20 protein-coding genes and 2 pseudogenes are annotated in these 20,333 nt (G+C 72.1%); 12 read left to right on the top strand and 10 right to left on the bottom strand.

The annotated features are described in order from the left end of the window. Window positions 1–30: 30 nt before the first annotated feature. Complete coding sequence (locus tag ACIRU3_RS36685; protein WP_404066029.1) at window positions 31–1,422, bottom strand: hypothetical protein; 1,392 nt, start codon at window positions 1,420–1,422, stop codon at window positions 31–33. A 327-nt stretch (window positions 1,423–1,749) separates the two neighbouring features. On the opposite strand from ACIRU3_RS36685, the gene ACIRU3_RS36680 reads away from it, so the two are divergent. Then, the gene (locus ACIRU3_RS36680; protein WP_404066027.1) at window positions 1,750–2,550 is read left to right on the top strand and encodes a putative protein N(5)-glutamine methyltransferase; all 801 of its coding nucleotides are present in this window, start codon (window positions 1,750–1,752) and stop codon (window positions 2,548–2,550) included. 189 nt (window positions 2,551–2,739) lie between these two features. On the opposite strand, the gene ACIRU3_RS36675 is transcribed toward ACIRU3_RS36680, so the two are convergent. Further along, the gene (locus ACIRU3_RS36675) at window positions 2,740–4,818 is read right to left on the bottom strand and encodes a SpoIIE family protein phosphatase (protein WP_404066024.1); all 2,079 of its coding nucleotides are present in this window, start codon (window positions 4,816–4,818) and stop codon (window positions 2,740–2,742) included. 319 nt (window positions 4,819–5,137) lie between these two features. Between ACIRU3_RS36675 and ACIRU3_RS36670 the strand changes: the two genes are divergently transcribed. Together ACIRU3_RS36670 and ACIRU3_RS36665 are read left to right on the top strand one after the other, a co-directional pair. Then, window positions 5,138–6,025 carry a hypothetical protein gene (locus ACIRU3_RS36670; protein ID WP_404066022.1) on the top strand — a complete coding sequence of 296 codons (888 nt, stop codon included), beginning with the start codon at window positions 5,138–5,140 and terminating at the stop codon, window positions 6,023–6,025. A gap of 123 nt (window positions 6,026–6,148) precedes the next feature. Further along, entirely contained in the window at window positions 6,149–6,517 is a 369-nt protein-coding gene (locus ACIRU3_RS36665; RefSeq protein ID WP_404066019.1) for a hypothetical protein, read from the top strand. A gap of 28 nt (window positions 6,518–6,545) precedes the next feature. On the opposite strand, the pseudogene ACIRU3_RS36660 reads toward ACIRU3_RS36665, so the two are convergent. Further along, window positions 6,546–6,719, bottom strand: a pseudogene (locus tag ACIRU3_RS36660) (tautomerase family protein); the annotation flags it as partial. 2 nt (window positions 6,720–6,721) lie between these two features. Here ACIRU3_RS36660 and ACIRU3_RS36655 point away from each other — a divergent pair. The 3 genes and pseudogenes from ACIRU3_RS36655 to ACIRU3_RS36645 all read left to right on the top strand — a co-directional run. Continuing rightward, window positions 6,722–6,931, top strand: a pseudogene (locus tag ACIRU3_RS36655) (tautomerase family protein); the annotation flags it as partial. A 138-nt stretch (window positions 6,932–7,069) separates the two neighbouring features. Next, window positions 7,070–9,085 carry an FAD-dependent oxidoreductase gene (locus ACIRU3_RS36650; RefSeq protein ID WP_404066016.1) on the top strand — a complete coding sequence of 672 codons (2,016 nt, stop codon included), beginning with the start codon at window positions 7,070–7,072 and terminating at the stop codon, window positions 9,083–9,085. A gap of 30 nt (window positions 9,086–9,115) precedes the next feature. Then, window positions 9,116–9,700, top strand: a complete 585-nt coding sequence (locus ACIRU3_RS36645) for a PadR family transcriptional regulator (RefSeq protein WP_404066013.1) — start codon at window positions 9,116–9,118, stop codon at window positions 9,698–9,700. Between the two features lie 287 nt (window positions 9,701–9,987). On the opposite strand, the gene ACIRU3_RS36640 is transcribed toward ACIRU3_RS36645, so the two are convergent. After that, a complete protein-coding gene (locus ACIRU3_RS36640; RefSeq protein ID WP_404066011.1) occupies window positions 9,988–10,536 on the bottom strand; it encodes a hypothetical protein in 549 nt (182 codons plus the stop codon). Window positions 10,537–11,090: 554 nt separating this feature from the next. Then, complete coding sequence (locus ACIRU3_RS36635) at window positions 11,091–12,071, bottom strand: fibronectin type III domain-containing protein (RefSeq protein ID WP_404066008.1); 981 nt, start codon at window positions 12,069–12,071, stop codon at window positions 11,091–11,093. A 376-nt stretch (window positions 12,072–12,447) separates the two neighbouring features. Between ACIRU3_RS36635 and ACIRU3_RS36630 the strand changes: the two genes are divergently transcribed. Then, window positions 12,448–13,137 (top strand): glycoside hydrolase family 75 protein, encoded by a 690-nt coding sequence (locus ACIRU3_RS36630; RefSeq protein WP_404066005.1) that lies wholly within the window; start codon window positions 12,448–12,450, stop codon window positions 13,135–13,137. A gap of 133 nt (window positions 13,138–13,270) precedes the next feature. Here ACIRU3_RS36630 and ACIRU3_RS36625 read toward each other — a convergent pair whose 3' ends face one another. Genes ACIRU3_RS36625 through dhaK form a run of 3 tightly spaced genes read right to left on the bottom strand, consistent with a single transcriptional unit; the run spans window position 13,271 to window position 15,325 of the window. Then, window positions 13,271–13,681, bottom strand: a complete 411-nt coding sequence (locus ACIRU3_RS36625; protein ID WP_404066003.1) for a PTS-dependent dihydroxyacetone kinase phosphotransferase subunit DhaM — start codon at window positions 13,679–13,681, stop codon at window positions 13,271–13,273. Continuing rightward, entirely contained in the window at window positions 13,674–14,285 is a 612-nt protein-coding gene (gene dhaL, locus ACIRU3_RS36620; RefSeq protein WP_404066000.1) for a dihydroxyacetone kinase subunit DhaL, read from the bottom strand. The genes ACIRU3_RS36625 and dhaL overlap by 8 nt, the downstream gene beginning before the upstream one ends. Window positions 14,286–14,332: 47 nt before the next feature. Further along, window positions 14,333–15,325, bottom strand: coding sequence for a dihydroxyacetone kinase subunit DhaK (gene dhaK / locus ACIRU3_RS36615; RefSeq protein ID WP_404065997.1), 993 nt, complete (start codon window positions 15,323–15,325; stop codon window positions 14,333–14,335). Between the two features lie 528 nt (window positions 15,326–15,853). On the opposite strand from dhaK, the gene ACIRU3_RS36610 reads away from it, so the two are divergent. Continuing rightward, complete coding sequence (locus ACIRU3_RS36610) at window positions 15,854–16,213, top strand: hypothetical protein (RefSeq protein ID WP_404065995.1); 360 nt, start codon at window positions 15,854–15,856, stop codon at window positions 16,211–16,213. Between the two features lie 22 nt (window positions 16,214–16,235). On the opposite strand, the gene ACIRU3_RS36605 is transcribed toward ACIRU3_RS36610, so the two are convergent. Beyond that, complete coding sequence (locus ACIRU3_RS36605) at window positions 16,236–16,370, bottom strand: hypothetical protein (RefSeq protein WP_404065992.1); 135 nt, start codon at window positions 16,368–16,370, stop codon at window positions 16,236–16,238. A gap of 204 nt (window positions 16,371–16,574) precedes the next feature. Between ACIRU3_RS36605 and ACIRU3_RS36600 the strand changes: the two genes are divergently transcribed. Further along, on the top strand, window positions 16,575–16,919 hold the full coding sequence (locus ACIRU3_RS36600; RefSeq protein WP_404065989.1) for a DUF3040 domain-containing protein: 345 nt from the start codon (window positions 16,575–16,577) through the stop codon (window positions 16,917–16,919). A 55-nt stretch (window positions 16,920–16,974) separates the two neighbouring features. Next, window positions 16,975–17,430 (top strand): RpiB/LacA/LacB family sugar-phosphate isomerase, encoded by a 456-nt coding sequence (locus tag ACIRU3_RS36595; RefSeq protein ID WP_404065987.1) that lies wholly within the window; start codon window positions 16,975–16,977, stop codon window positions 17,428–17,430. A 95-nt stretch (window positions 17,431–17,525) separates the two neighbouring features. Here the strand turns inward: ACIRU3_RS36595 and ACIRU3_RS36590 are convergent, their stop codons facing one another. Continuing rightward, on the bottom strand, window positions 17,526–17,891 hold the full coding sequence (locus tag ACIRU3_RS36590) for a DUF6479 family protein (protein ID WP_404065984.1): 366 nt from the start codon (window positions 17,889–17,891) through the stop codon (window positions 17,526–17,528). Between the two features lie 167 nt (window positions 17,892–18,058). Here ACIRU3_RS36590 and ACIRU3_RS36585 point away from each other — a divergent pair, with 167 nt between their 5' ends. Together ACIRU3_RS36585 and ACIRU3_RS36580 are read left to right on the top strand one after the other, a co-directional pair. Next, a complete protein-coding gene (locus ACIRU3_RS36585) occupies window positions 18,059–18,433 on the top strand; it encodes a ferredoxin (protein ID WP_404065982.1) in 375 nt (124 codons plus the stop codon). Between the two features lie 83 nt (window positions 18,434–18,516). Then, window positions 18,517–19,695: an acyl-CoA dehydrogenase family protein gene (locus tag ACIRU3_RS36580; RefSeq protein ID WP_404065979.1), complete on the top strand. Its 1,179-nt coding sequence runs from the start codon at window positions 18,517–18,519 to the stop codon at window positions 19,693–19,695. The last annotated feature ends 638 nt before the right edge of the window (window positions 19,696–20,333 follow it).

Genomic DNA, 20,333 nt, shown 5'->3' with positions numbered 1-20,333 from the left:
GGTGTGAAGTCAGCGGAAGAAGAAGGGAATTCAGCGCAGAACGGTCGCGTGACGCGGACGGCCACGGCGTTGCTGGCGGACGGCACGACGGTTCGGATGCGGATCGCACGGGGTACGGCCGGGGCCGACGAGACCTGCCCGGTAGAGCCCGTACGTGATCCTCCGTTCCGCGGCCCTCTCCAGCTCGTCCCGCAGGGAGCCGTCACGCAGCAGCGCGTCGGGTCCCAGCAGGCCCTCGACCACGGCCAGCGCGCCGGCGGTGTCGCCGTGGTCCAGCCGCTCGCGGACACCCGTCAGGCAGTCCGGACGCCGGTGCGCATCGTCGACGGCCTGCAGACAGGGGAGCGGCGGGCCGCCGAGCGCGACCAGCAGTTCCTCCCGCCGGATCTCCTCCGGGAGATGGTCCAGCGCGGCCAGTACGCCGTCGACCAGGCCGATCCGGTGCCGGGCTCCCCGGCACTCCACGAGCCGCGGTTCCCCCGCCCGGTCGGGACTCCGGGGCGCAGCGGACGGCACGTGGTCCGGTACGAGGGCGGAGGCGACCAGCGGATGCAACCGGCCGGCATCGAGCAGACCGGCCCGCAGCAGTTCCAGATCGGGCAGGATCCGGGTCGCCGCATCGGGCAGGACGGGCAGCCCGGACACGCCGCCCTCCGGGAGCGACGCCGCGACCCGAAGCGACGCCGCTGCCCCACCGTCGCCGTGCGGGACCAGGTCCAGCACGAGTCTGCGGCGACCGCCGAGCCGCACCACGAAGGCGCCGGCGGACCGCCCTTCGGCGCCGAGCAGAACGGCCGCCTCGGCCGCCCACCGCTCGACGGCACAGCCGGGTCCCGGCGGCACCAGGTCCGGCGGCCCAAGGTCCGGCACCGGCTCCTCGGCACCGGACCGCACCCGCAGCTCACCCGCCCTGCGCGCATCCCACAAGTGCCGGTGCAGATCGAACCGGTAGCGCCGGCTGGGGCGCGGATGCGGATGCCGAGCGGTGCCCGACGGGGACCCGTCCCACAGCGCGAGGCCGATCCGCTGACCGGCGTCCGCCCAGGCCGGCGGGGTCCGGGCCACCAGGTGCACCGGGCCGTCCCCGCCACGCCCCTGCCCGTCGTACCGGGCGAGTGTGAGGGTCAGCCCCGGGCGCAGCAGCCCGTCGGGCGCGATCCTCGGCATGTGCCAGCGCAGCAGGTCGGGAGCGAGATGGCGCAGGTCGGCGCGGACCCGGGTCGCGAGATCACGGCCGTGGGCGCGGGCGACGGAACGCAGATCGAGATCGACGTCGACACCGGCGGCGGCGCACGCCCCCGCCCAGTCCCCGGCACGGCGCCGGGCGGTCGCGGTCTTGATCATGGACGGCGGCACGGCGAACTCGCGCACGCGCAGCCACAAGGAAAGTCGGGAATCCCCGTACGCGGTCTGAGTGAGCATCAGCACTCACCTTGCGCGGACGGAACCCCCGATCTGTCAACAGAATGAGTCGTCATCGCGGCGATCGTAACGGGCCCCGTGCCCACCGCGCCAGGGGAATTCCTCGAACCCGGCGCGGACGACGGCCGATGCGGGCGCTGGGGTATTCTGGCCGTCCTGCCGCGGACGTCCGCGGCCCCGGGCTGTCGAGGAGGTGAGACCCATTACCGCTGTGTCAGCTGGGGTGCTCTCTCCTTGTGACAGCCATCTGTGACAGCGCGGACCACCGGCACCGGTGACCGCGAGAGCGCCCTTCGGCTCCAGGTTCCCGAAAGGCTCTCGGCCTCCATGCCCTCCACGCCCCCTCTCTCCCCTTCCGCCGTCGTCACCGCGCTGCGCACCGCCGGGTGTGTCTTTGCCGAGGACGAGGCGGAGTTGCTCCTCGCCACCGCTCGGACCCCCGCCGAACTGGCCGCGATGGTGGACCGGCGCGCCACCGGACTTCCGCTCGAACACGTCCTCGGCTGGGCCGAGTTCCACGGTCTGCGCGTCGCCGTGGAACCCGGTGTCTTCGTCCCCCGCCGCCGTACCGAGTTCCTGATCGACCAGGCACTGGTCCAGGCCCCGGACGCACGGGTCGTGGTCGATCTGTGCTGCGGCTCCGGAGCGCTCGGCGCGGCCCTGGCCGTCGCGCTCGGCACCGTCGAGGTGCACGCCGCCGACATCGACCCGGCCGCCGTACGCTGTGCCCGCCGCAATCTCACCCCCTACGCCGGCCGGGCCCACGTGGGCGACCTGTTCGATGCCCTGCCCGCCGGCCTGCGGGGCCGGATCGACATCCTCACGGCCAACGTGCCCTACGTCCCCAGCGCCGAGGTGGCACTCCTCCCGGCGGAGGCCCGCGACCACGAGCCGCACATGGCCCTCGACGGCGGCGCGGACGGTCTCGACGTCCTTCGCCGGGTGGCCGCGGCGGCACCCGAGTGGCTGGCGCCCGGCGGCTGTCTCCTGGCCGAGACCGGCGAACACCAGGCGCGGTCCGCTGTCGAGGCATGCAACGACGCCGGCCTGACGACCCGTCTGGCGGTGTCGGACGAGGCGTACGCACATGTGGTGATCGGCGTACGGGAGCAGCGGCCCGGGCCCTGACCGTGCGAAGGCGGGGTCGTCCCGTCGTCACCGGGTGACAGTGGTGATGTCGTCGAAGCAGCGGATGGAGATCGGCTCGGTGAGCAGCCGGCCGATCGCAATCCACACCAGGCCGGGAGGCCCTCACCCGTTTCAAGATCGATCAGCCGTGAACCCCATGACTGTCCACAACCTCTCCGGACAGAACACCTAGGGCAGCTCCTGCGCCCGGGCGATGAGCAGGGCCACGTCGTCGTGGTTGTCGGGGTGGTGCAGCGTGCGCAGGAGCAGGTCGCAGGCCTCCTCCAGCGGGCGGGCGGGGTCGTCGAGCAGGGACAGCAGGAAGTCCAGGCGTTCGTCCAGCGAATGGCGGCGGGTCTCGACCAGCCCGTCGGTGTAGAACACCAGCTCGTCGCCCGGCTCGAAGTCGACGGTCACGGTGGAGAACTCGACCCCGCCCACGCCCAGCGGCACCCCGGTGGGCAGGTCGAGCAGCTCCGGCGGGCGGCCGGGCCGGACCCGGGCCGGGGGCAGGTGGCCGGCGTTGGCGATCCGGCACTGGCGCAGATGCGGGTCGTGGACGGCGTACACACAGGTGGCGATGGAGTGGTCCAGGGCCGACGTCGTCTTGTCCAGGTGCTCCAGCAGCAGCGCCGGGTCGAGGCCCAGGGAGGCCAGTGTGGTGGTCGCGGTGCGCAGCCGGCCCATCGTGGCGGCGGCGCTGATACCGCTGCCCATCACGTCGCCGACCACCAGCGCCGTCCTGCCGCCGTCCAGCGGGATGACGTCGAACCAGTCGCCGCCGACCTCGCTGGTGGCGCCCGCCGGCTGGTACCGGGAGGCCACCTCCAGGCCGGTGGTCACCGGCGGATGACTGGGCAGCAGGCTGCGCTGCAGGGTGAGCGCGGTGTTCCGGGCGTTCTGGTACCAGCGGGCGTTGTCGATCTGTACGGCCGCGCGGGCCGCCAGCTCCCGGGCCAGCAGGACGTCGTCCTCGCCGAAGGGCGCGGGATTGCGGGTGCGCTTGAGGTCGAGGGCGCCCAGTACCTCGCCGCGCGCGATCAGCGGCACGGCCAGATACGAGTGCAGTCCGGCCCGGCCCAGCAGCACGGCCGCCTCGGGTGAGCGGGCGATGCGCGGCAGGTCCTCGTCCTTCACCTGCGGCACCAGCACCACCTCACCCGTACGGACGCACTCGGTGACCAGCCGGTCGGGAGCGTACCGGGCGATCTGGCCGGGCGGGTCGGCGGCCCGGACGGCCTCCGACTCCTGCTCGGCCCGCAGCGCCAGGGCCCGGATCACCGCGGCCTCCGCCGGGCCGAGCGTGCTGGGCCTGCCCTCCACCACCGCGTCCAGCAGATCCACGGCGGCCACGTCGGCCAGCTCGGGCACGGCGACCTCGGCCAGTTCGCACGCGGTGCGCTCCAGCTCCAGCGTCGTACCGATCCGGGCGGAGGCGTCGGCGATGACCGCGAGCCGGCGCCGTGCGGCCTCCGCCTCGACGGAGGCCCGGTGCTGCGCGGTGATGTCGGCCAGCGAGATGGCCACCCCGAGCACGTTGTCCATCGAGTCCTCGAGGCGGTACAGGGACAGCGACACGGTGCGGTCCTGATCCGTGTCGGCCGGGGTGCGGCCCACGACGGCCTGGTCGATCAGCGGGGTGCCGGTGGCGAGGACCCTGAGGGCGGCGCCCTCCAGAACGTCGGCGTTCAGCAGCGGCAGCACCTCGCGGAGCGTACGCCCCACGTGCTCGGCGGCCGGGACCCCGTCGATCTGCTCCAGCGCGGGGTTGACCGAGACGAACCGCAGCCGGGTGTCCAGGACGGCGAGCCCGATGGGGGACTGCTGCACCATCCGCTCGGACAGCGCCACGTCCTGTTCCAGCCGCCGTACGGTCGACTGGTCGGCGGCGAGCCCCAGCGCGTAGATGTGGCCCCGGTCGTCCAGCAGCCGCATGTTGCGGAACTCCACCACCCGGGTGCTGCCGTCCTTGTGGCGGACCGGGAAGCCGCCGGCCCAGCTCTGGCCGGTGCGCATGACGTCGGCGAACAGCTTGCCGACCAGCTGGATGTGCCGCTCGTGCACGATCAGCCGGGCCGCGAACTCGCCCAGCGCCTCCCGCGCGGTGTAGCCGAACAGCTCCTCGGCCTGTGGGCTCCACAGCACGATGCGGCCGTCGGTGTCCAGAACCACCGACGCCACACCCAGCACGTCGAGCAGCCCGCCCGGCCGCACCGGCCCGCGCGCGGGCTCGCCGCCCTCCGCCACGGGAGCCTCGGCTGCACTCATGCCACGCACCGCCTTCGCCCGTCCGCACGGCACGTTGTCCCCCGTGCCGACTCCCCTTGTTCTACCGCGCTCACACCCGACTCTCCGACGCCGTCGTCGCGTATCTCCACCATCTCTCAACACACCGGCGGTCGTCCGGCGAAGTCGCCAGGTCGACGGCACACAGGGTGCGGCGGTCGCCCGCGGTGTCCGCGCACCCCTGTGCCCGGGGCCGTGAGAGTTCACGCTCATGTTGCTCTATTGGTCTGTACATGACCACTCGATCGGGCCAGACTGTCCGCCGACCGAGTGCCCCCACCCCTCGTTCCAGGAGTCGGCCATGCCCGCGTCCCCGTCCGCCCGGCAACGTTGTCACCCTTTCCTCGCCGGACTCGTCACCCTGGCCAGTGCCGCCGTCGTGTCCCTCGCCGCACCCGCCCCTGCCTCGGCCGCCGACAACTGGACCGAGATCGGCTCCGACCGCGCCGACCCGCTGACCGAGAGCCAGGGGCTGACCTCGGTGGAGGTCCCGGCGAACAGCCCCAACCGGTACACCGGCATCGGCACCATCCCCATGAGTGTCTCCAGCCGCGGCTGGAACCACGTCGGCGACCCCGACGCCTCGTACAACGGCTACTACATCGAGCCCTACCAGCAGGACGCCGGCAACTCGAAGATGTTCCGCGTGCAGGCGCCGGGTGGCACCTGGTCGGAGTACGTGCACACGCTCAGCCCCGGCGAGGCCCTGAACAACTCCTGGGACGCGATCTCGCCCGACGGCCAGTGGATGCTGTCGGGAGAGTGGGGCACGATGAACCGCCTGCTGGTCTTCCCGACGCCGGGCGTGAACGCGAGCACCTCGCCCTCGGCGAACCTGCCGCACGTCTCCGACGTCAAGCTCGACCATGCCGTGCGTGACGTCCAGGGCTGCGACTTCTCCGGTCCGACGACCCTGCTGTGCTCCTCGGACGACCCGGACGGCTCCCTGTTCGGCATGACCAAGCCGCTGCTCCAGATCGACCTGTCGGCCGCCCCGGGCGGCTCGGGCGACGTCTCCGGTCATGTCACGGCCCTGCGCCGGCTGCCGCTGCGCAGTTCCTGCTCGGGCACCTTCGAGACGGAGGGCATCGACTACGACCGCCGGACCGGCGTCCTGCGGGTGATCGTCGTGTCGCCGGGGTTCTGTGTGCTCACGGACAGCAAGACGTACAAGTTCTCGCGCGGCTGATCCCCTGCCGTCCCGGGGTCGCGACAGGTGGTGCGTTTGCGGACAGTGGTGGTTTTCTGGGGAGGTGGCGCGGTTCGCGGGAACCCGCGAGTGCGCGCCACCGCCATGAGAGGAGCGATCACGATGGACCGTGAGCGATCGCACGAGGAGTCCGTCTCCGTCGAGATCAGCGGATGCAGCAAGGAAGACGCCCGGATCGTGTTCGACGCGCTGTGCGGGTGCTTCGAGTCCGACAGGTCCGCCGAGGACGTGCCTCAGCAGCTCCATGAGACACGCCCGATGGTATGGCTCGGCACCTTCGAGGTCACCGACACCCACACGTGCGCGCCGCCCGCCCGGCTCTCGTCAAGCGTCGAGGCCGACGCGCAGGGAAGCTACTGGGCGGTCAACCGGCTCCACACGACGCTGGACTCCCTGTTCGCCGTGCGCAATCTGTCCTCGGCTTCGGGGGACCAGGAGAGGGAACTGCACGTCCTGCTCGAAAGCCGGTGACGGCGGCTCCGCCGCACCGCCCCCGCCGCTACAGCGTCCCGGCCGCCTGCGCACCGCCCCCGGTGGCCGGGGCGTACTGCGCTTCGCCGTTGACGAGGGACCAGTCGATCGACTCGTTCTCGGTCACGGCGAAGAACACATTGCGCGGCTCGACGCCCGCGTACGCGTGCGCGAGCTCGGCGATCCGCCGGTACAGCGCCCGCTATGCCGTTCGTCCGCATTGACGCGCTGGGCGCCGACAGCGACCGCCTCGACGCTCTCGGCCGTGCCGTACAGGACGCCCTGACGGAAGCGATCGGCATTCCGCCCGACGACCGTTTCCAGGTCCTGGTGAGTCACGACGGCGCCGGCAGCACCCTGCGCCACGACGACTACCTGGGCGTCCACAGGGACGCAGAGTTCCCCTTCGGGGCTGCCCCATGGTCGATCGCATTGTACATACTAATAGGTACAGAGTGATCGGGCTCACCTCGACGGGTTTATGCAACTAGTTGCACAATGGGTTCGGGGTCCTCTACAAAAGAGGCGACCACACCGCGCACGGAGGGCACGATGAGCCGTTACCCGCACCTGATGTCCCCGCTCGACCTGGGATTCACCACGCTGCCCAACCGCGTGCTCATGGGCTCCATGCACGTCGGTCTCGAAGAGGCCGAGCGCGGCTTCGAGCGGATGGCGGCGTTCTACGGTGCCCGCGCGCGCGGGGGAGTGGGCCTCATCGTCACCGGCGGCATCGCGCCCAACGACGAGGGCCGTCCGTACGAGGGCGGCGCCAAGCTCACCACCGAGGCGGAGGCCGAGCAGCACCGCGCCATCACCGAGGCCGTGCACCGCGAGGGCGGCCGGATCGCGATGCAGATCCTGCACTTCGGCCGGTACGCCTACCACCAGGACCTCGTCGCCCCGAGCGCGCTGCAGGCCCCGATCAGTCCCTTTGCGCCCCGCGAACTCGGCGACGCCGACGTCGAGCGGACCATCGACGACTACGCCCGCGCCGCCCGCCTCGCCCGGCAGGCCGGCTACGACGGCGTCGAGATCATGGGCTCCGAGGGTTACCTCATCAACGAGTTCATCGCCGCCCGGACCAACCACCGGGAGGACCGCTGGGGCGGCTCCTACGAGAACCGGATGCGCTTCCCCGTGGAGATCGTCCGCCGGGTGCGCGAGGCCGTCGGCGAGGACTTCATCATCGTCTACCGGCTCTCCATGCTGGACCTGGTCCCGGGCGGCTCCTCGCTGGAGGAGGTCGTCACCCTCGCCAAGGCCGTCGAGGCCGCCGGAGCGACGATCATCAACACCGGCATCGGCTGGCACGAGGCGCGTATCCCCACCATCGCCACCTCCGTGCCGCGCGGCGCCTACACCTGGGTCACCAAGAAACTCATGGGCGAGGTGTCCGTCCCGCTGGTGACCACCAACCGCATCAACACCCCCGAACTGGCCGAGCAGTTGCTGGCCGAGGGCCACGCCGACATGGTCTCCATGGCCCGCCCGATGCTCGCCGACCCCGACTTCGTCGCCAAGGCCGCCGCCGGGAAGCCGGAGGCCATCAACACCTGCATCGGCTGCAACCAGGCCTGCCTGGACCACACCTTCAGCGGCCAGATCACCTCCTGCCTGGTCAACCCGCGCGCCTGCCACGAGACGGAACTGGTGCTCTCCCCGACCCGGCGGCGCAAGAACGTCGCCGTCGTGGGCGCCGGACCGGCCGGCCTCGCCTGCGCGGTCTCGGCCGCCGAACGCGGCCACCAGGTCACCCTGTTCGACGCCGCCGGCGAGATCGGCGGCCAGCTGAACGTGGCCCGCAAGGTCCCCGGCAAGCAGGAGTTCGACGAGACGCTGCGCTACTTCCGCCACCAGCTCGACGAGCACGGCGTGGACGTACGCCTCGACACCTGGGTCACCGCCGCGGACCTGGCCGACTACGACGAGGTCGTCGTCGCCACCGGCGTCACCCCCCGCACCCCTGACATCCCCGGCATCGACCACCCCCGCGTCCTCGGCTACCTCGACGTCCTGCGCGACGGCGCCGCCGTCGGCGAGCGCGTCGCCGTCCTCGGCGCCGGCGGCATCGGCTTCGACGTCGCCGAGTACCTCACCGACGGCGGCGACAAGGCGAGCGAGGACCCGGAGACGTACTTCCGCACCTGGGGCGTCGACATGGACTACGCGGCACCCGGCGGCCTCGCCGCACCGCAGCGGCCCGCCCCGCCGCGCACGGTCCACCTGCTCCAGCGCAAGACCAGCAAGGTCGGTGCCGGCCTCGGCAAGACCACCGGCTGGATCCACCGCGCCGAGCTGAAGCACCGCGGCGTGACCATGGTTCCGGGCGTGCGCTACGACCGGATCGACGACGCGGGCCTGCACATCACCGTCGGCGAGGAGAGCACGGTCCTGGAGGTCGACACCGTCGTGCTGTGCACCGGCCAGGAGCCGCGCCGCGACCTGTACGAGGAGCTGGTCGCCGCCGGCCGCAGCACACACCTGATCGGCGGTGCCGACATCGCGGCCGAGCTGGACGCCAAGCGGGCCATCAAGCAGGGCACCGAGCTGGCCGCGGCCCTGTAGGGGCCCTGCGAGCGTCCCTAGGATGAGTCCATGTCACTCCCGCACGCCATCCTCACCGCCCTGCTGGAGAAGCCGTCGTCGGGCCTTGAGCTGACCCGCCGGTTCGACAGGTCGATCGGCTACTTCTGGTCCGCGACGCACCAGCAGATCTATCGCGAGCTGGCGAAACTGGAGGCCGAGGGCTACATCCGCACCCTGCCCCCCGAGCAGCCGGCCCGCGGGCAGAAGAAGAGCTACGAGGTTCTGCCCGCGGGCCGCGCCGAGCTGGCCCGCTGGACCGCGGCCTCCCAGGATCCGAAGCCGCAACGCGACATCCTGCTGCTGCGGCTGCGCGCCGCGGCGGTCGTCGGCACGGCGGGCCTCGAATCCGACCTGCGCCGCCATCTGGAGCTGCACCAGCGGCAGTTGGCCGAGTACGAGAAGATCGAGCGGCGCGACTTCCCACCGGACCGGGACGCCCCTCAGGACCGCCTGCGTCACCTGGTCCTGCGGGCGGGCATCGACCTGGAGACCTTCTGGACCCAGTGGCTCACCCACGCCCTGAAGGAGTTCACCGAACTTCCCGCCGAGGAACCGGCGCAGGGTCCGGAACAGGCTGGGGGCACGCCCGGCTGAGGGCCGGGGACGGGCCGGAACCGGCGGTGCGTCACGTACGGCGGACGGCCGCCGTCCGGGCGATGTCGGCGGGTGGCACGGCGGGTTGGCGGCCGGCATCCGGTCGGCCTCGATGGGGTGGCATGTCCGGGGTGCCGGTGGCCGCTCGTTGCGATGCGGGGGCACGTCCGGCCGGTGGGTGCTGTCCGTTCGGCTGCGATGGCACGGCGCGGCACGCTCGGCCGGCGGAGGGCGCTCGGGCGGAAGCGGTGGGTGGTGTGTGCGCCCGGCCGCCGGGCGGTGCCGTCTCAGAGGCGGTAGGGCTTCGAGCGGCGGCGCAGGAACCAGGCCGTGGCGACCACGCCTGACGTCACCAGGGCCGCGCCGATACCGAGGGTGAGCGGACCGTAGTCCCGGGCCGCGCCGCCGATGCCGCCCATCACACCCCGCGAGGGCGCGGCCGGCGCGGCCGAGGACGTCGACGAGGTCGTGGGGGCGGCGGGGGAGGACACGATGACGGACTGGCTGCCGGCGGTCACGCCGTTCGAGCAGACCACCACGACCGTGTACGTCCCCGGGCTCACTCCCGACCAGGCAGCGGACTGGCTGATGGTCGTGCCTGACAGGGCCGCCTGCCGGCCCTGGGCGAAGTTCGCCTGACGGCTGCCGAGGAGCGAGGCGTTGCCCCAGCTGCCGTTGCTCAGGCTGCATGAGCTGGTGACGACCGAGACCGTGGAACCGGTGGTACTCACCGAGATTCCAGAGGCCGCGGCCGATGGCCCGGCGAGTGCGGTCGGGAGCGCGGCGGCGGCCGCCAGGGTCAGGCCGGAGCGGAGAAGGAGTCGGGAATTTCGCATTGGCTGGCCTCCGGCGGCACGGTTGGCGGTACGTCCCATGCGCCGCCGAGGGTCGGGAAACGTCCGTGCTGCCTCAAGGGCAGCAAACGCGGCGCCGCGCCCCGCCGCACGCGGACCGCGCCCGGTCAGGTGACGGGGCCCCGGCGCCCGGTACGGACCGAGGCGCCGCCGGCCGCCTCGCGCAGCCCCGTGTGCCTGCCGCCGGCCGTCTCGCAGAGCCCCGCACGGCCGGCCGCCTGCCGCCTCGTTCCGGTGGGCCGCCTCGCAGGGCCTCGTACCGTCGGCCGCCCGTCGTCTCGCAGACCCCCGCACGGTCGGCCGCGTGCCGTTCGGCGCCTCGTTCCGGGTCGGCCGTCCGCACTGCCTCGTACCGTCGGCGACTCGCACTGCCTCGTACCGTCGGCGACTCGCACTGCCTCGTACCGTCGGCGACTCGCATGGCCTCGTGCCGTCTACCGCCCGTACGGCCCCGTACCGTTGGCCGACTGTGTGGGCCGCCCGTACCCTCGGCCGCCAGCGCAGCCCGTGCCGTGCTGCGCGTAGAGCCCCTGCCGTCAGCCGTCCCCGCCCGTGGTCACCGTGCGCTGTGCCGAGAATCCGCCCCAGGTGCCGTCCGGCAGCCGTGCCCTCAGCCGTACCCGGTGCTCGGCCCCCGCGTCCCGTCCGGCGTAGAAGCTGTAGCGGGCCCGGCCGCGCGGCGGGTCGCCGCCCCACACCAGGGAGGTGGCCGTGGCGCCGTCCAGCTGGATCTGGTACTCGGTGATCACCCCGTCCGCGCGCGGTGGATCCCAGGACAGGTCGACGTAGTACGCCCCGGCGGACCGGTGGGTCGTGGCGGTGAAGCCGGTCGGCGCGGTGTCCCGGCCGTCGTCGGTGCCCGGCGTGCCGATCCGGACCGCGGCGCTCGCGAGCGAGAGGTTGTCGGCCGCGTCCCGCGCCCGCACGGTGAAGACGTACCGGGTGCCGGGGCGCAGTCCGGTGACCACGGTCGCGGTCTGGTTCCCGCCCACGCTGTGGATCTTCGCGCCGCTCTGGTAGACGTCGTACGACGCCACGCCCCGGTCGTCCCGGGAGGCAGCCCAGGACAGTTGGACCGCCCGGCTGCCGACCGCCCGGCCCGCCGGCCGCAGCGGGCGGGTCGGGGCCGAGCGGTCCGCCGCCACCACGGCGGGTGTCTTCGCGTGCACCTCGCGGCTGGGCGGCCCGAGGCGGCCGTCCTTGTCCCGGGCCCGCACGGTGAAGGCATACATGGTGGACGGCCTGAGCCTGGTGACGTCCACCATGTGTTGCGAGCCCGGTACTTCTGTGACCTTGGTGGAGCCGCGATACACCTCGTACGTACGGATCCCGGGACCGTCCGGCACCGTGTTCCACATCACGTGAACGCTGGTGGCGCTCCCGGCCGCGGCGGTGACGCCCGTCGGAGCGCCGGGCGCTCGCCCGCCGTCGCCGTCGGCCGCACCGCCCCAGCCGCAGGAGGCGACCAGGACCAAGGCTCCGCAGACCAGCACGGGTCGATGGCGAACGCGTCGCACGGCTCTGCCTCCCAGGGGACGGCATCACGGCAAAGGTCCGGACCAATATGCCCGGCGTGTGCGGCCGTAGCAAGGGGTCCGTGTTGGTGACCATGCGCGGGAGTTACGTATGCTGAGGCCTCTCTACGGCTGAACTGCCCGAGAGGCAAGGGCAGTTCGTGCCTGAGGCGCGGAAACGCTGTCGTCGCCGAACCCGCGCCGACGCGGGCGGCCGGGGGGTCTGGGTCGACACCGGCTCAGGTCCCCGGCCCCTGCCGTTCTCTCACGGGGCGTCAGGAGACTGCTCCATCCGGCCCCATGAGGGGTGGCTGTCTCGCCGACCGGCACCAGATTGGGCAAGGTGTCCGGAATGTCCCCTAAGAGAGGGTCTCTCAGAGTGCGTGTCCAGTCGCTGACGCTGGCCGCGGCCGGCGCCGCCCTGCTCGCCCCGACGGCGCTGCCCGCCGCCGTCCCACCCCGCGAGGATGTCGTGGCCCGCAAGGGCGCCGTGACCGCCGCCGACCTGCTGGACCGGGTGCGCAGATGCACCCAGGTCTCCAGGGGCCGGTACCGCCCCGACGGCGATGCCCGCGCGACCGTTCCCGTCTGCGGAACTCGTGGGGCGGTGTTCTGGAAGGCCGACCTGGACGTGGACTGCGACGGACGGCCCACCGCCCGCTGCAACCGTCGCACCGACCCGTACTTCTCCGCAGCCACCGCCTTCCAGCAGTCGGACGGCCGCCACCTGAACGCCGCCTCCCTGCCCTACATCGTGATCCCGGCCCCCAGCGGCATCTGGAACCCCTGGGCACAGGGCATTCGGGGCGGCGCCGTGGCGGCCGTGATCTACCGGGGCCGGGTGCGGTACGCGGTCGTCGGCGACACCGGCCCCCGCGACCTCATCGGCGAGGCCTCCTACGCCACCGCCCATGCCCTCGGCATCCACGCCGACCCACGCCACGGCGGAGCCCCCTCCGGGGTCACGTACATCGTCTTCAAGAACTCCCGGGTCACCCCCATCGAGGACCGCAGGGAGGCGACGGCGGTGGGGGAACGGCTGGCCCGGAAGTTCCTCCGGGGCAAGTGAGACCGGCCGGGCCGGGACGGGGCGTCCAAGGCGGGTCCCGAAGGCGGCCCGGCCGTTGTCCACGGCGCCGAGCCGGCGTGCTGCACGGGCAGGGGGCGGGGGACCGGGGGGCGGGGCCCCTGGGACGGCGGGCTCACGCCTTCCGGTAGCTGTACGCCTCCCCGGCGGCCGCCTCCACCGAGTCCAGGTCGGCTCCCGTGGCCGCCGTGACGACCGCGGCCACCGCTCCCTCGAGGAACGGCGCGTCCACCAGCCGTGCGCCGTCCGGGAGTTCGTCGCCCTCGGCGAGCAGCGCCTTCACGGTGAGCACCGCGCTGCCGAGGTCGGTGAGCACGGCCACCCCGACACCCCGGTCCACGGCCGCGGCCGCGGCGGAGATCAGCTCGGCGCTGGTGCCGACTCCGCCGCCCGCGGTACCGCCCGCCGGGGCGACCGGCACCGCGGTGTCCCCGCCCGCCAGGCTCTTCGCCAGCTCCGCGACGGAGGCCGCGACCTCCGCGCTGTGCGACACCAGCACGATCCCGACCAGTTTCCCGTCACTCATCGGACGCCTCCGAAGCCGCCTCTTCGAGTCCGGCGATCAGCAGCGCCGAGGACGTGGCGCCCGGATCCTGGTGGCCGATGCTGCGTTCGCCGAGATAGCTGGCCCGGCCCTTACGGGCCTGCAGCGGGATGGTCGCCTCCGCGCCCTCCTCGGCGGCCGACCGCGCCGCGGCGAAGCCGTTGCCGAGCGCGTCCACGGCCGGGACCAGGGCGTCGATCATGGTCTTGTCGCCGGGGGCGGCGCCGCCGAGCGCCATCACCCCGTCCACGCCGGCCCGGAGCGCCTCGGCCAGTTGCTGCACGCTCACCTCGGCCGCGTCCCCGAGCGCCTTGCCGGCCCTGCGCAGCAGGGTGCCGTACAGCGGCCCGGACGCCCCGCCGACCGTCGAGATCAGCCGGTGCCCGGCCAGGGTCAGCACGGTACCCGGGGTGTCCGGTGCCTCCTTGTCCAGGCTGTCCAGGACGGCCGTGAACCCGCGCTGCATATTGCTGCCGTGGTCGGCGTCCCCGATGGCCGAGTCGAGGGCGGTGAGCCGTTCCGCCTCCCGGTCGACGGATGCGGCGGTCGCCGTCATCCAACGGCGGAAGAAATCGGCGTCGAGCACTGGATCTCCTTGCGTGGTTGGGGTGTTGACCGTTTCCTTCCGCCGTATCACATTCCCCAGCGCAGTCCCGGGGTCTTCACCGGCGCGTCCCACAGCCGCAGCAGTTCCTCGTCGACCTGGCACAGGGTGACCGAGGCGCCCGCCATGTCCAGGGAGGTGACGTAGTTGCCGACGAGGACGCGGGCAACGGCCACGCCCCGCTCGGCGAGCACCCGCTGTACCTCGGCGTTGAAGCCGTACAGCTCCAGCAGCGGGGTGGCGCCCATGCCGTTGACCAGGACGAGCACGGGGTTGCGCGGGGGCATGTCCTCCAGGATGGCGTGCACCGCGAAGTCGGCGATCTCTCCGGAGGTCATCATCGCCCGCCGCTCCCGGCCCGGCTCGCCGTGGATGCCGATGCCCAACTCCAGCTCGCCGGAGGGCAGATCGAAGGTCGGGGTGCCTTTGGCCGGGGTGGTGACGGCACTCAGCGCGACGCCGAAGCTGCGGGAGTTCTCGTTGACCTGGCGCCCGATGGACTCCACCCGCTCCAGCGGCTGCCCCTCGGCCGCGGCAGCACCCGCGATCTTCTCCACGAACAGGGTCGCGCCGGTGCCGCGCCGGCCGGCCGTGAACAGGCTGTCGGTGACCGCCACATCATCGTTGACCAGCACCTTCGCGACCTGGATGCCCTCGTCCTCGGCTAGTTCGGCGGCCATGTCGAAGTTGAGCACGTCACCGGTGTAGTTCTTCACGATGAACAGCACACCGGCCCCGCTGTCGACGGCGGCCGCGGCCCGTGCCATCTGGTCGGGCACCGGAGAGGTGAACACCTCTCCGGGACAGGCCGCCGAGAGCATGCCCGGGCCGACGAACCCGCCGTGCAGTGGCTCGTGCCCCGACCCGCCACCCGAGATGAGCGCGACCTGTCCGGCCACGGGAGCGTCCAGGCGGGCGATCACCCGGTTCTCCACGTCCACGGCCAGCTCCGGATGAGCGGCCGCCATACCCCGCAGCGCATCCGCCACCACGGTTTCCGGGACGTTGATCAGCATCCTCATCTGTATCTCCTATGAAGACTAGCAGTGCGTCTCTGACCTGTGTTTTCCCTGGTCAGGATGGGTGAGGCTGGTTGTTGATGCCAACGGATCGGGTCGGTCCGCAGTGAGTTCCGGCGGTGCTCGGGCTGACCGAACGCTGACGTTGCTGACGGTGTACCAGATGACTCGAGGTGCGACTGGAGATGCGGCGGGGCGGTCCCGCCCTTCAGTATCGACCTTGCGGCAGCGAAGGTCATGTGCGCCGCGGGTGCAGCTTCCTGTCCGCCCGCGCCGTCGCCCCACTGTCACCGTGCGCGATCCGGCGGTCACTGCCCGCCTCGCGGGCGCCAGGGCATCAGCATCTGGGGACAGTCACCTGCGGGACGCCGGATCATGTCCGAAAAGCGCGGGCGACTTCCGTTGATTCATGGGGAAGGATTCGGCACGACATCCGAGTTCATGCGTGCCCGCGGCATTGGCCGGGAAGCAGGGTGCCGTAGTCACTGGCCGGAACGGTCGCGGATGCCGGGGCAGGCTTCGAGCAGCCGCGTGACGGCGGCCGCGGGTACCACGTCGTCGCCGGTCCACACTTCGCGGACCCCGGCGACGCGCGGTGCCCGGATCGGCCACCTCGTCTCCGCCGACCGGGACCCCCGCCGCTACGGCGACCCCGACCGCCTCGACATCACCGGCCGCCCCCCGGACGGCGCCGAAGGCCCAATCGGCTTCGGACACGGCATCCACTACTGCGTCGGCGCCACGCTGTCCCGGCTGCAGTGCGAGATCGCCCTGACCACCCTGGTCACAGGCCATCCCGGCATGCGCCTGGCAGACGGCCCCGAGAGCCTGCGCCGAACCGTCATTCCGTGGGCGCCACCGCGGTTGCCGCATCTGCGCGTACGCGTCTGACGGACCTTCAGGGATCTGCCGGTCACAGGAAGGAGGTCGGGAACGCGAACTCCTGCGGCAGGCCGCCCGCCGCCTCGCCGAACCCGAGTCGGCGACGGATCGGCGCCCGAACACCGGCCGATCGGGCCGGCAGCCGGTCACGAACGAAGCGGTCCATGTGGCGGCAGGCAGTGGCGCAATCCGGGGAGTCGTGGCCCGGACGGTCATGCACGCCGAACGCCGCGCACCTGCCCAGGGCGTCGGCGACCTCGGGCGGGCGCCCGGGTGATACGGCCGCTTCGACCGTGTCACCCAGGGGAACTCGGCCGCCCGGGAGGGGGAGCACGGAGGCCGCCGGCCGGCCGGAGGAGGTGCCGTTTCCGTGGACGACTGGGAGATCCCCGACGACGTATGGCTGTCGGAGGGTGAGCGCCTCGCGCTGCTGCGGATCGAGGCCGACCTGCGGCGGGACCGCCGCCTCGCACACCGGATGCGCTCGGCGCGCCGGATGGACCGGGCGCGCCGGAGCGCGTGGCTGCTCCTGGCGGTCCTGCTGCTCGCGGCAGCGTCCGTGTTCGTCGCCGTCATGGGCCTGCGCACCACGGACCCCGCGCTGCTGTGGTGCTTCGCCCTGCTGTGGCCGCTGACCCTGCTGCAGGCCTTCCGGCTGCTGCGCCGCGCGGCCCGTCGGCCCCGGCCGGGCGGCCGGGTCACCCCGTGGCTCTGACCGGGCGACGCGGCCGGCCGACCGGTGCGGCTCATCAGCGGCTAGGCTCCGAGGCATGCGGATCTCCGTCTCCTCCGACATGGACGAACCCGTGGCCCGGCTCCTCGCCGAGGAACTGCGCCGGCGAGGCCACGAGGTACGCGAGCACGGCGCCCTGCGGCCCGGCGCCGATCCGCAGTGGGCGGTCTGCTCGGAGGCGGCCGCCCGGGACGTCGCCGAGGGCGCGGCCGATCAGGCGGTCGTGTGCTGCTGGACCGGCACCGGCGCCTCCATCGCGGCGAACAAGGTGCCGGGCGTCCGCGCGGCCCTGTGTACGGACGCCGCCACGGCAGACGGCGCGCGCCGCTGGAACGACGCCAACGTCCTGGCGCTGAGCCTGCGGCTCACCTCCGCACCGGTGCTGACGGAGATCCTTGACGCCTGGTTCGCGGCCGAGCCGAGCCGGGACCCGGGGGACCTGCAGAACGTGGCCCGCGTCGGCCGCCTCGACGCCACCAGGAGGGACTCCTAGCGGCGCGGGCGGCCCGGCGCGGGCCGGTGGACGGGCGACGGGTCGTGCGTCGGATGCCGGGATGTTCGGTGCCGTGCGTCGGTGTTCGGTCGGATTCAGTGGGCGCCGAGGCCGCCGCCGCCGAACGAGCCGCTCGACCCCTTGCTCCAGCGCGGGCGATCCTTCGAGGCGCTCGGCCTGGTGTGCATGTTGGTCAGCTCGTACGGGGTGAGCGGACGACCGCCCTTGGGGGTCTGCGGAACCTCTTCAGGCTCCCTGTTCTCGCGGATCTCGCGTACCGCACCGTCCGGTGGCAGGTGTGGCTGCTCCTCGGGACGCGGCCGAGGGGGCTCGCGGTACTTGATGCGGGAGTTCATCCAGAAGCCGCCGGCGAGCAGAGCCAGGACGGCCAGAGCCACCAGGAAGAGCACGAGGCTCATCAGACCGCTCGCCGCGGCCAGCTGCATCTGTGCGGTACTCATAGGACAGGAATACCCCGCCCGGAACGGGACGAACCGGACACCTTGGGTGACCGCGGGTCCACGGACGGCGACCCGGCCCGGGTGTGGCACCTTCGTGGCCCCGTATCCGGGCTCGCGGTGCGCGGTTCTCGGTGTTTGCGATGCGACGGCTCGGCTACCCGTCCGCCGTGACCTCGCCGATTTCATCGCAGCAGCTCTACAGGTTCCTGGAGGACCGCTTCACCTGCGCCCAGGCCTGCACGGAGTGCGCCAGGGCGTGTGCGGTGCGTGCGAGCCTCCTCGACCCCGACAGTACCGAGCGCAAGGAGCGCGTACGCCGGCTGGCCATCATGTGCGCCGAGGTGTGCGACGCCACCTGCCGGATGCTGTCCGAGGAGGACCGGCAGGACGAGAAGGGGATCAGGATCCAGCTGGAGTGGTGCCGCTCGGTCTGCCTCGACTGCGCGTTCGCCTTCGAGGAGTACTCCGGCGCCGAATCGGCCGCGGACGCGTGCCGGACCTGTGCCGAGGCGTGCACGGATTTCATCGCGACGCTGAACTGAGCCCCGACGCGCCATTCCCAATTTCTGGAACACGTTCTACGGTGTGCGCCGTCAGGACCGCCCTTGGGGACCCTGGAGGCGCCGTGCACCTCGACCACACACCCGAGCAGCAGCGACTGCGCACCGAACTGCGTGCCTATTTCGCCGAGCTGGTGCCCGGCACCGCATACGCCCGGTACGCCGACCCGGCCGCGCAGAAGCGGTTCTACCGTGAGACCATCCGGCGGCTCGGCACGGACGGCTGGCTCGGCGTGGGCTGGCCCAAGGAGTACGGCGGCCGCGGTATGACGGCGATGGAGCAGTTCATCTTCTTCGACGAGGCCGCGCAGGCCGGTGTACCGCTGCCGCTGATGGCGCTGAACACCGTCGGCCCGACGATCATGCAGTTCGGCACCGAGGAGCAGAAGGCGTACTTCCTGCCGCGCATCCTCTCCGGCGAGATCGACTTCGCCATCGGCTACAGCGAGCCCGACGCCGGCACCGACCTCGCGTCCCTGAAGACACGCGCGGTACGGGACGGCGACGAGTACGTCGTGAACGGACAGAAGATCTGGACGACCAACGGCGACACCGCGGACTGGGTGTGGCTGGCCGTGCGCACCGACCCGGAGGCCCCGCCCCACAAGGGCATCACCATGCTCCTGGTGCCGACCTCCGACCCGGGCTACTCCTGCACCCTCATCAACACCCTCGCCTCGCACGACACCACGGCCAGCTACTACGAGAACATCCGTGTCCCCGTGTCCCGCCGGGTCGGCGAGGAGAACCAGGGCTGGCGGCTGATCACCAACCAGCTCAACCACGAACGCGTCACCCTCGCCGCCCACGGCACCATGGCGATCCGCGCCCTGCACGACGTGCAGCGCTGGGCGATGGAGACCAAGCTGGCCGACGGCCGCCGGGTGGTCGACCTCCCCTGGGTACGCCGTCTGCTCGCCCGGACCCACACCCGGCTCGACGCGATGAAGCTCCTCAACTGGCAGATGGTGACGGCCGTCCACGAGGGCACGCTCACCCCGCAGGACGCCTCCGCCGTCAAGGTCTACGGCTCCGAGGCCCGCCGGGACGCCTACGCCTGGCTCATGGAGGCCGTCGCCGCGGCGGGCCCGCTCAAGGAGGGCTCGGCGGGCGCGGTCCTGCACGGCGAGCTGGAGCGCGGCTACCGCTCGGCGGTCATCTTCACCTTCGGCGGCGGCAACAACGAGATCCAGCGCGAGATCATTTCGTGGATCGGGCTGGGCATGCCGCGCGTACGGCGGTGAGTGTGTTGTGACGAGGATTTTTAGTTGGCACAAAAGAGGGATAGTTGGCACCGGAATTGGCTGGGACCGAGACCGGCCGGCCGAGCCGTGACACGGCAATTGGCGCGGCAAGGGTGGCCCCAATTCACGCTCGAGTGGTTGCCGCCTGCCGGGCCGCGAGTTCTCCGTTGGCGCCGCGTCCGAGGTTCCCCGTGGACGTACACCAGCGGCAGCGGGCGTCCTGGCGGGGATCTTGGAGATGTCGTTCGCGAGTTCGAGGGCGGTGGATGACTGATCCGAGATCGTCGTCGTTCTCGTGCAGGCCGGCGGATGCGAGAAGGAAGTGGGTCACGGCCTCGCCGACGGCGAGTGTGTTGAAGGGCATCACGCTGGGTGCGGGTACACCGGGGACGTACCGGGCTTGCTCGCGCTCCGCCTCAGGGTGCATCTCGATAGCGAGTTCGGTCGGGTCGATGAGCCCGTTGCACCACATGCAGCCGATGCCGGGGGCGATCAAGCGAGTGGCGGTGTGGATCTGTCCGATGCTGCCATCTCGGGAGATGGGGTGGGCTTGATCCGCTTTGACGGACATCTGAGATCAGGGGTTCTGCCCCGGAAGGATGTCCATCATGGAGAGCATGGGGAAGAAGAAGCCTCGG

The organism is Streptomyces sp. NPDC101151, assembly GCF_044768335.1.
In the GTDB taxonomy this organism is placed as follows: domain Bacteria; phylum Actinomycetota; class Actinomycetes; order Streptomycetales; family Streptomycetaceae; genus Streptomyces.
This window is presented reverse-complemented; position numbering and strand designations above follow the sequence as displayed.

Bases quoted from the DNA above. Each gene is read 5' to 3' on its own strand.
- ACIRU3_RS36605 (WP_404065992.1), bottom strand. From the start codon at position 16,370: ATGGACCGCTTCGTTCGTGACCGGCTGCCGGCCCGATCGGCCGGTGTT.
- ACIRU3_RS36645 (WP_404066013.1), top strand. From the start codon at position 9,116: ATGTCACTCCCGCACGCCATCCTCACCGCCCTGCTGGAGAAGCCGTCG.
- ACIRU3_RS36595 (WP_404065987.1), top strand. From the start codon at position 16,975: ATGCGGATCTCCGTCTCCTCCGACATGGACGAACCCGTGGCCCGGCTC.
- ACIRU3_RS36665 (WP_404066019.1), top strand. From the start codon at position 6,149: ATGGACCGTGAGCGATCGCACGAGGAGTCCGTCTCCGTCGAGATCAGC.
- ACIRU3_RS36650 (WP_404066016.1), top strand. From the start codon at position 7,070: ATGAGCCGTTACCCGCACCTGATGTCCCCGCTCGACCTGGGATTCACC.
- ACIRU3_RS36675 (WP_404066024.1), bottom strand. From the start codon at position 4,818: ATGAGTGCAGCCGAGGCTCCCGTGGCGGAGGGCGGCGAGCCCGCGCGC.
- ACIRU3_RS36670 (WP_404066022.1), top strand. From the start codon at position 5,138: ATGCCCGCGTCCCCGTCCGCCCGGCAACGTTGTCACCCTTTCCTCGCC.
- ACIRU3_RS36590 (WP_404065984.1), bottom strand. From the start codon at position 17,891: ATGAGTACCGCACAGATGCAGCTGGCCGCGGCGAGCGGTCTGATGAGC.
- ACIRU3_RS36685 (WP_404066029.1), bottom strand. From the start codon at position 1,422: ATGCTCACTCAGACCGCGTACGGGGATTCCCGACTTTCCTTGTGGCTG.
- ACIRU3_RS36680 (WP_404066027.1), top strand. From the start codon at position 1,750: ATGCCCTCCACGCCCCCTCTCTCCCCTTCCGCCGTCGTCACCGCGCTG.
- ACIRU3_RS36640 (WP_404066011.1), bottom strand. From the start codon at position 10,536: ATGCGAAATTCCCGACTCCTTCTCCGCTCCGGCCTGACCCTGGCGGCC.
- dhaK (WP_404065997.1), bottom strand. From the start codon at position 15,325: ATGAGGATGCTGATCAACGTCCCGGAAACCGTGGTGGCGGATGCGCTG.
- ACIRU3_RS36625 (WP_404066003.1), bottom strand. From the start codon at position 13,681: ATGAGTGACGGGAAACTGGTCGGGATCGTGCTGGTGTCGCACAGCGCG.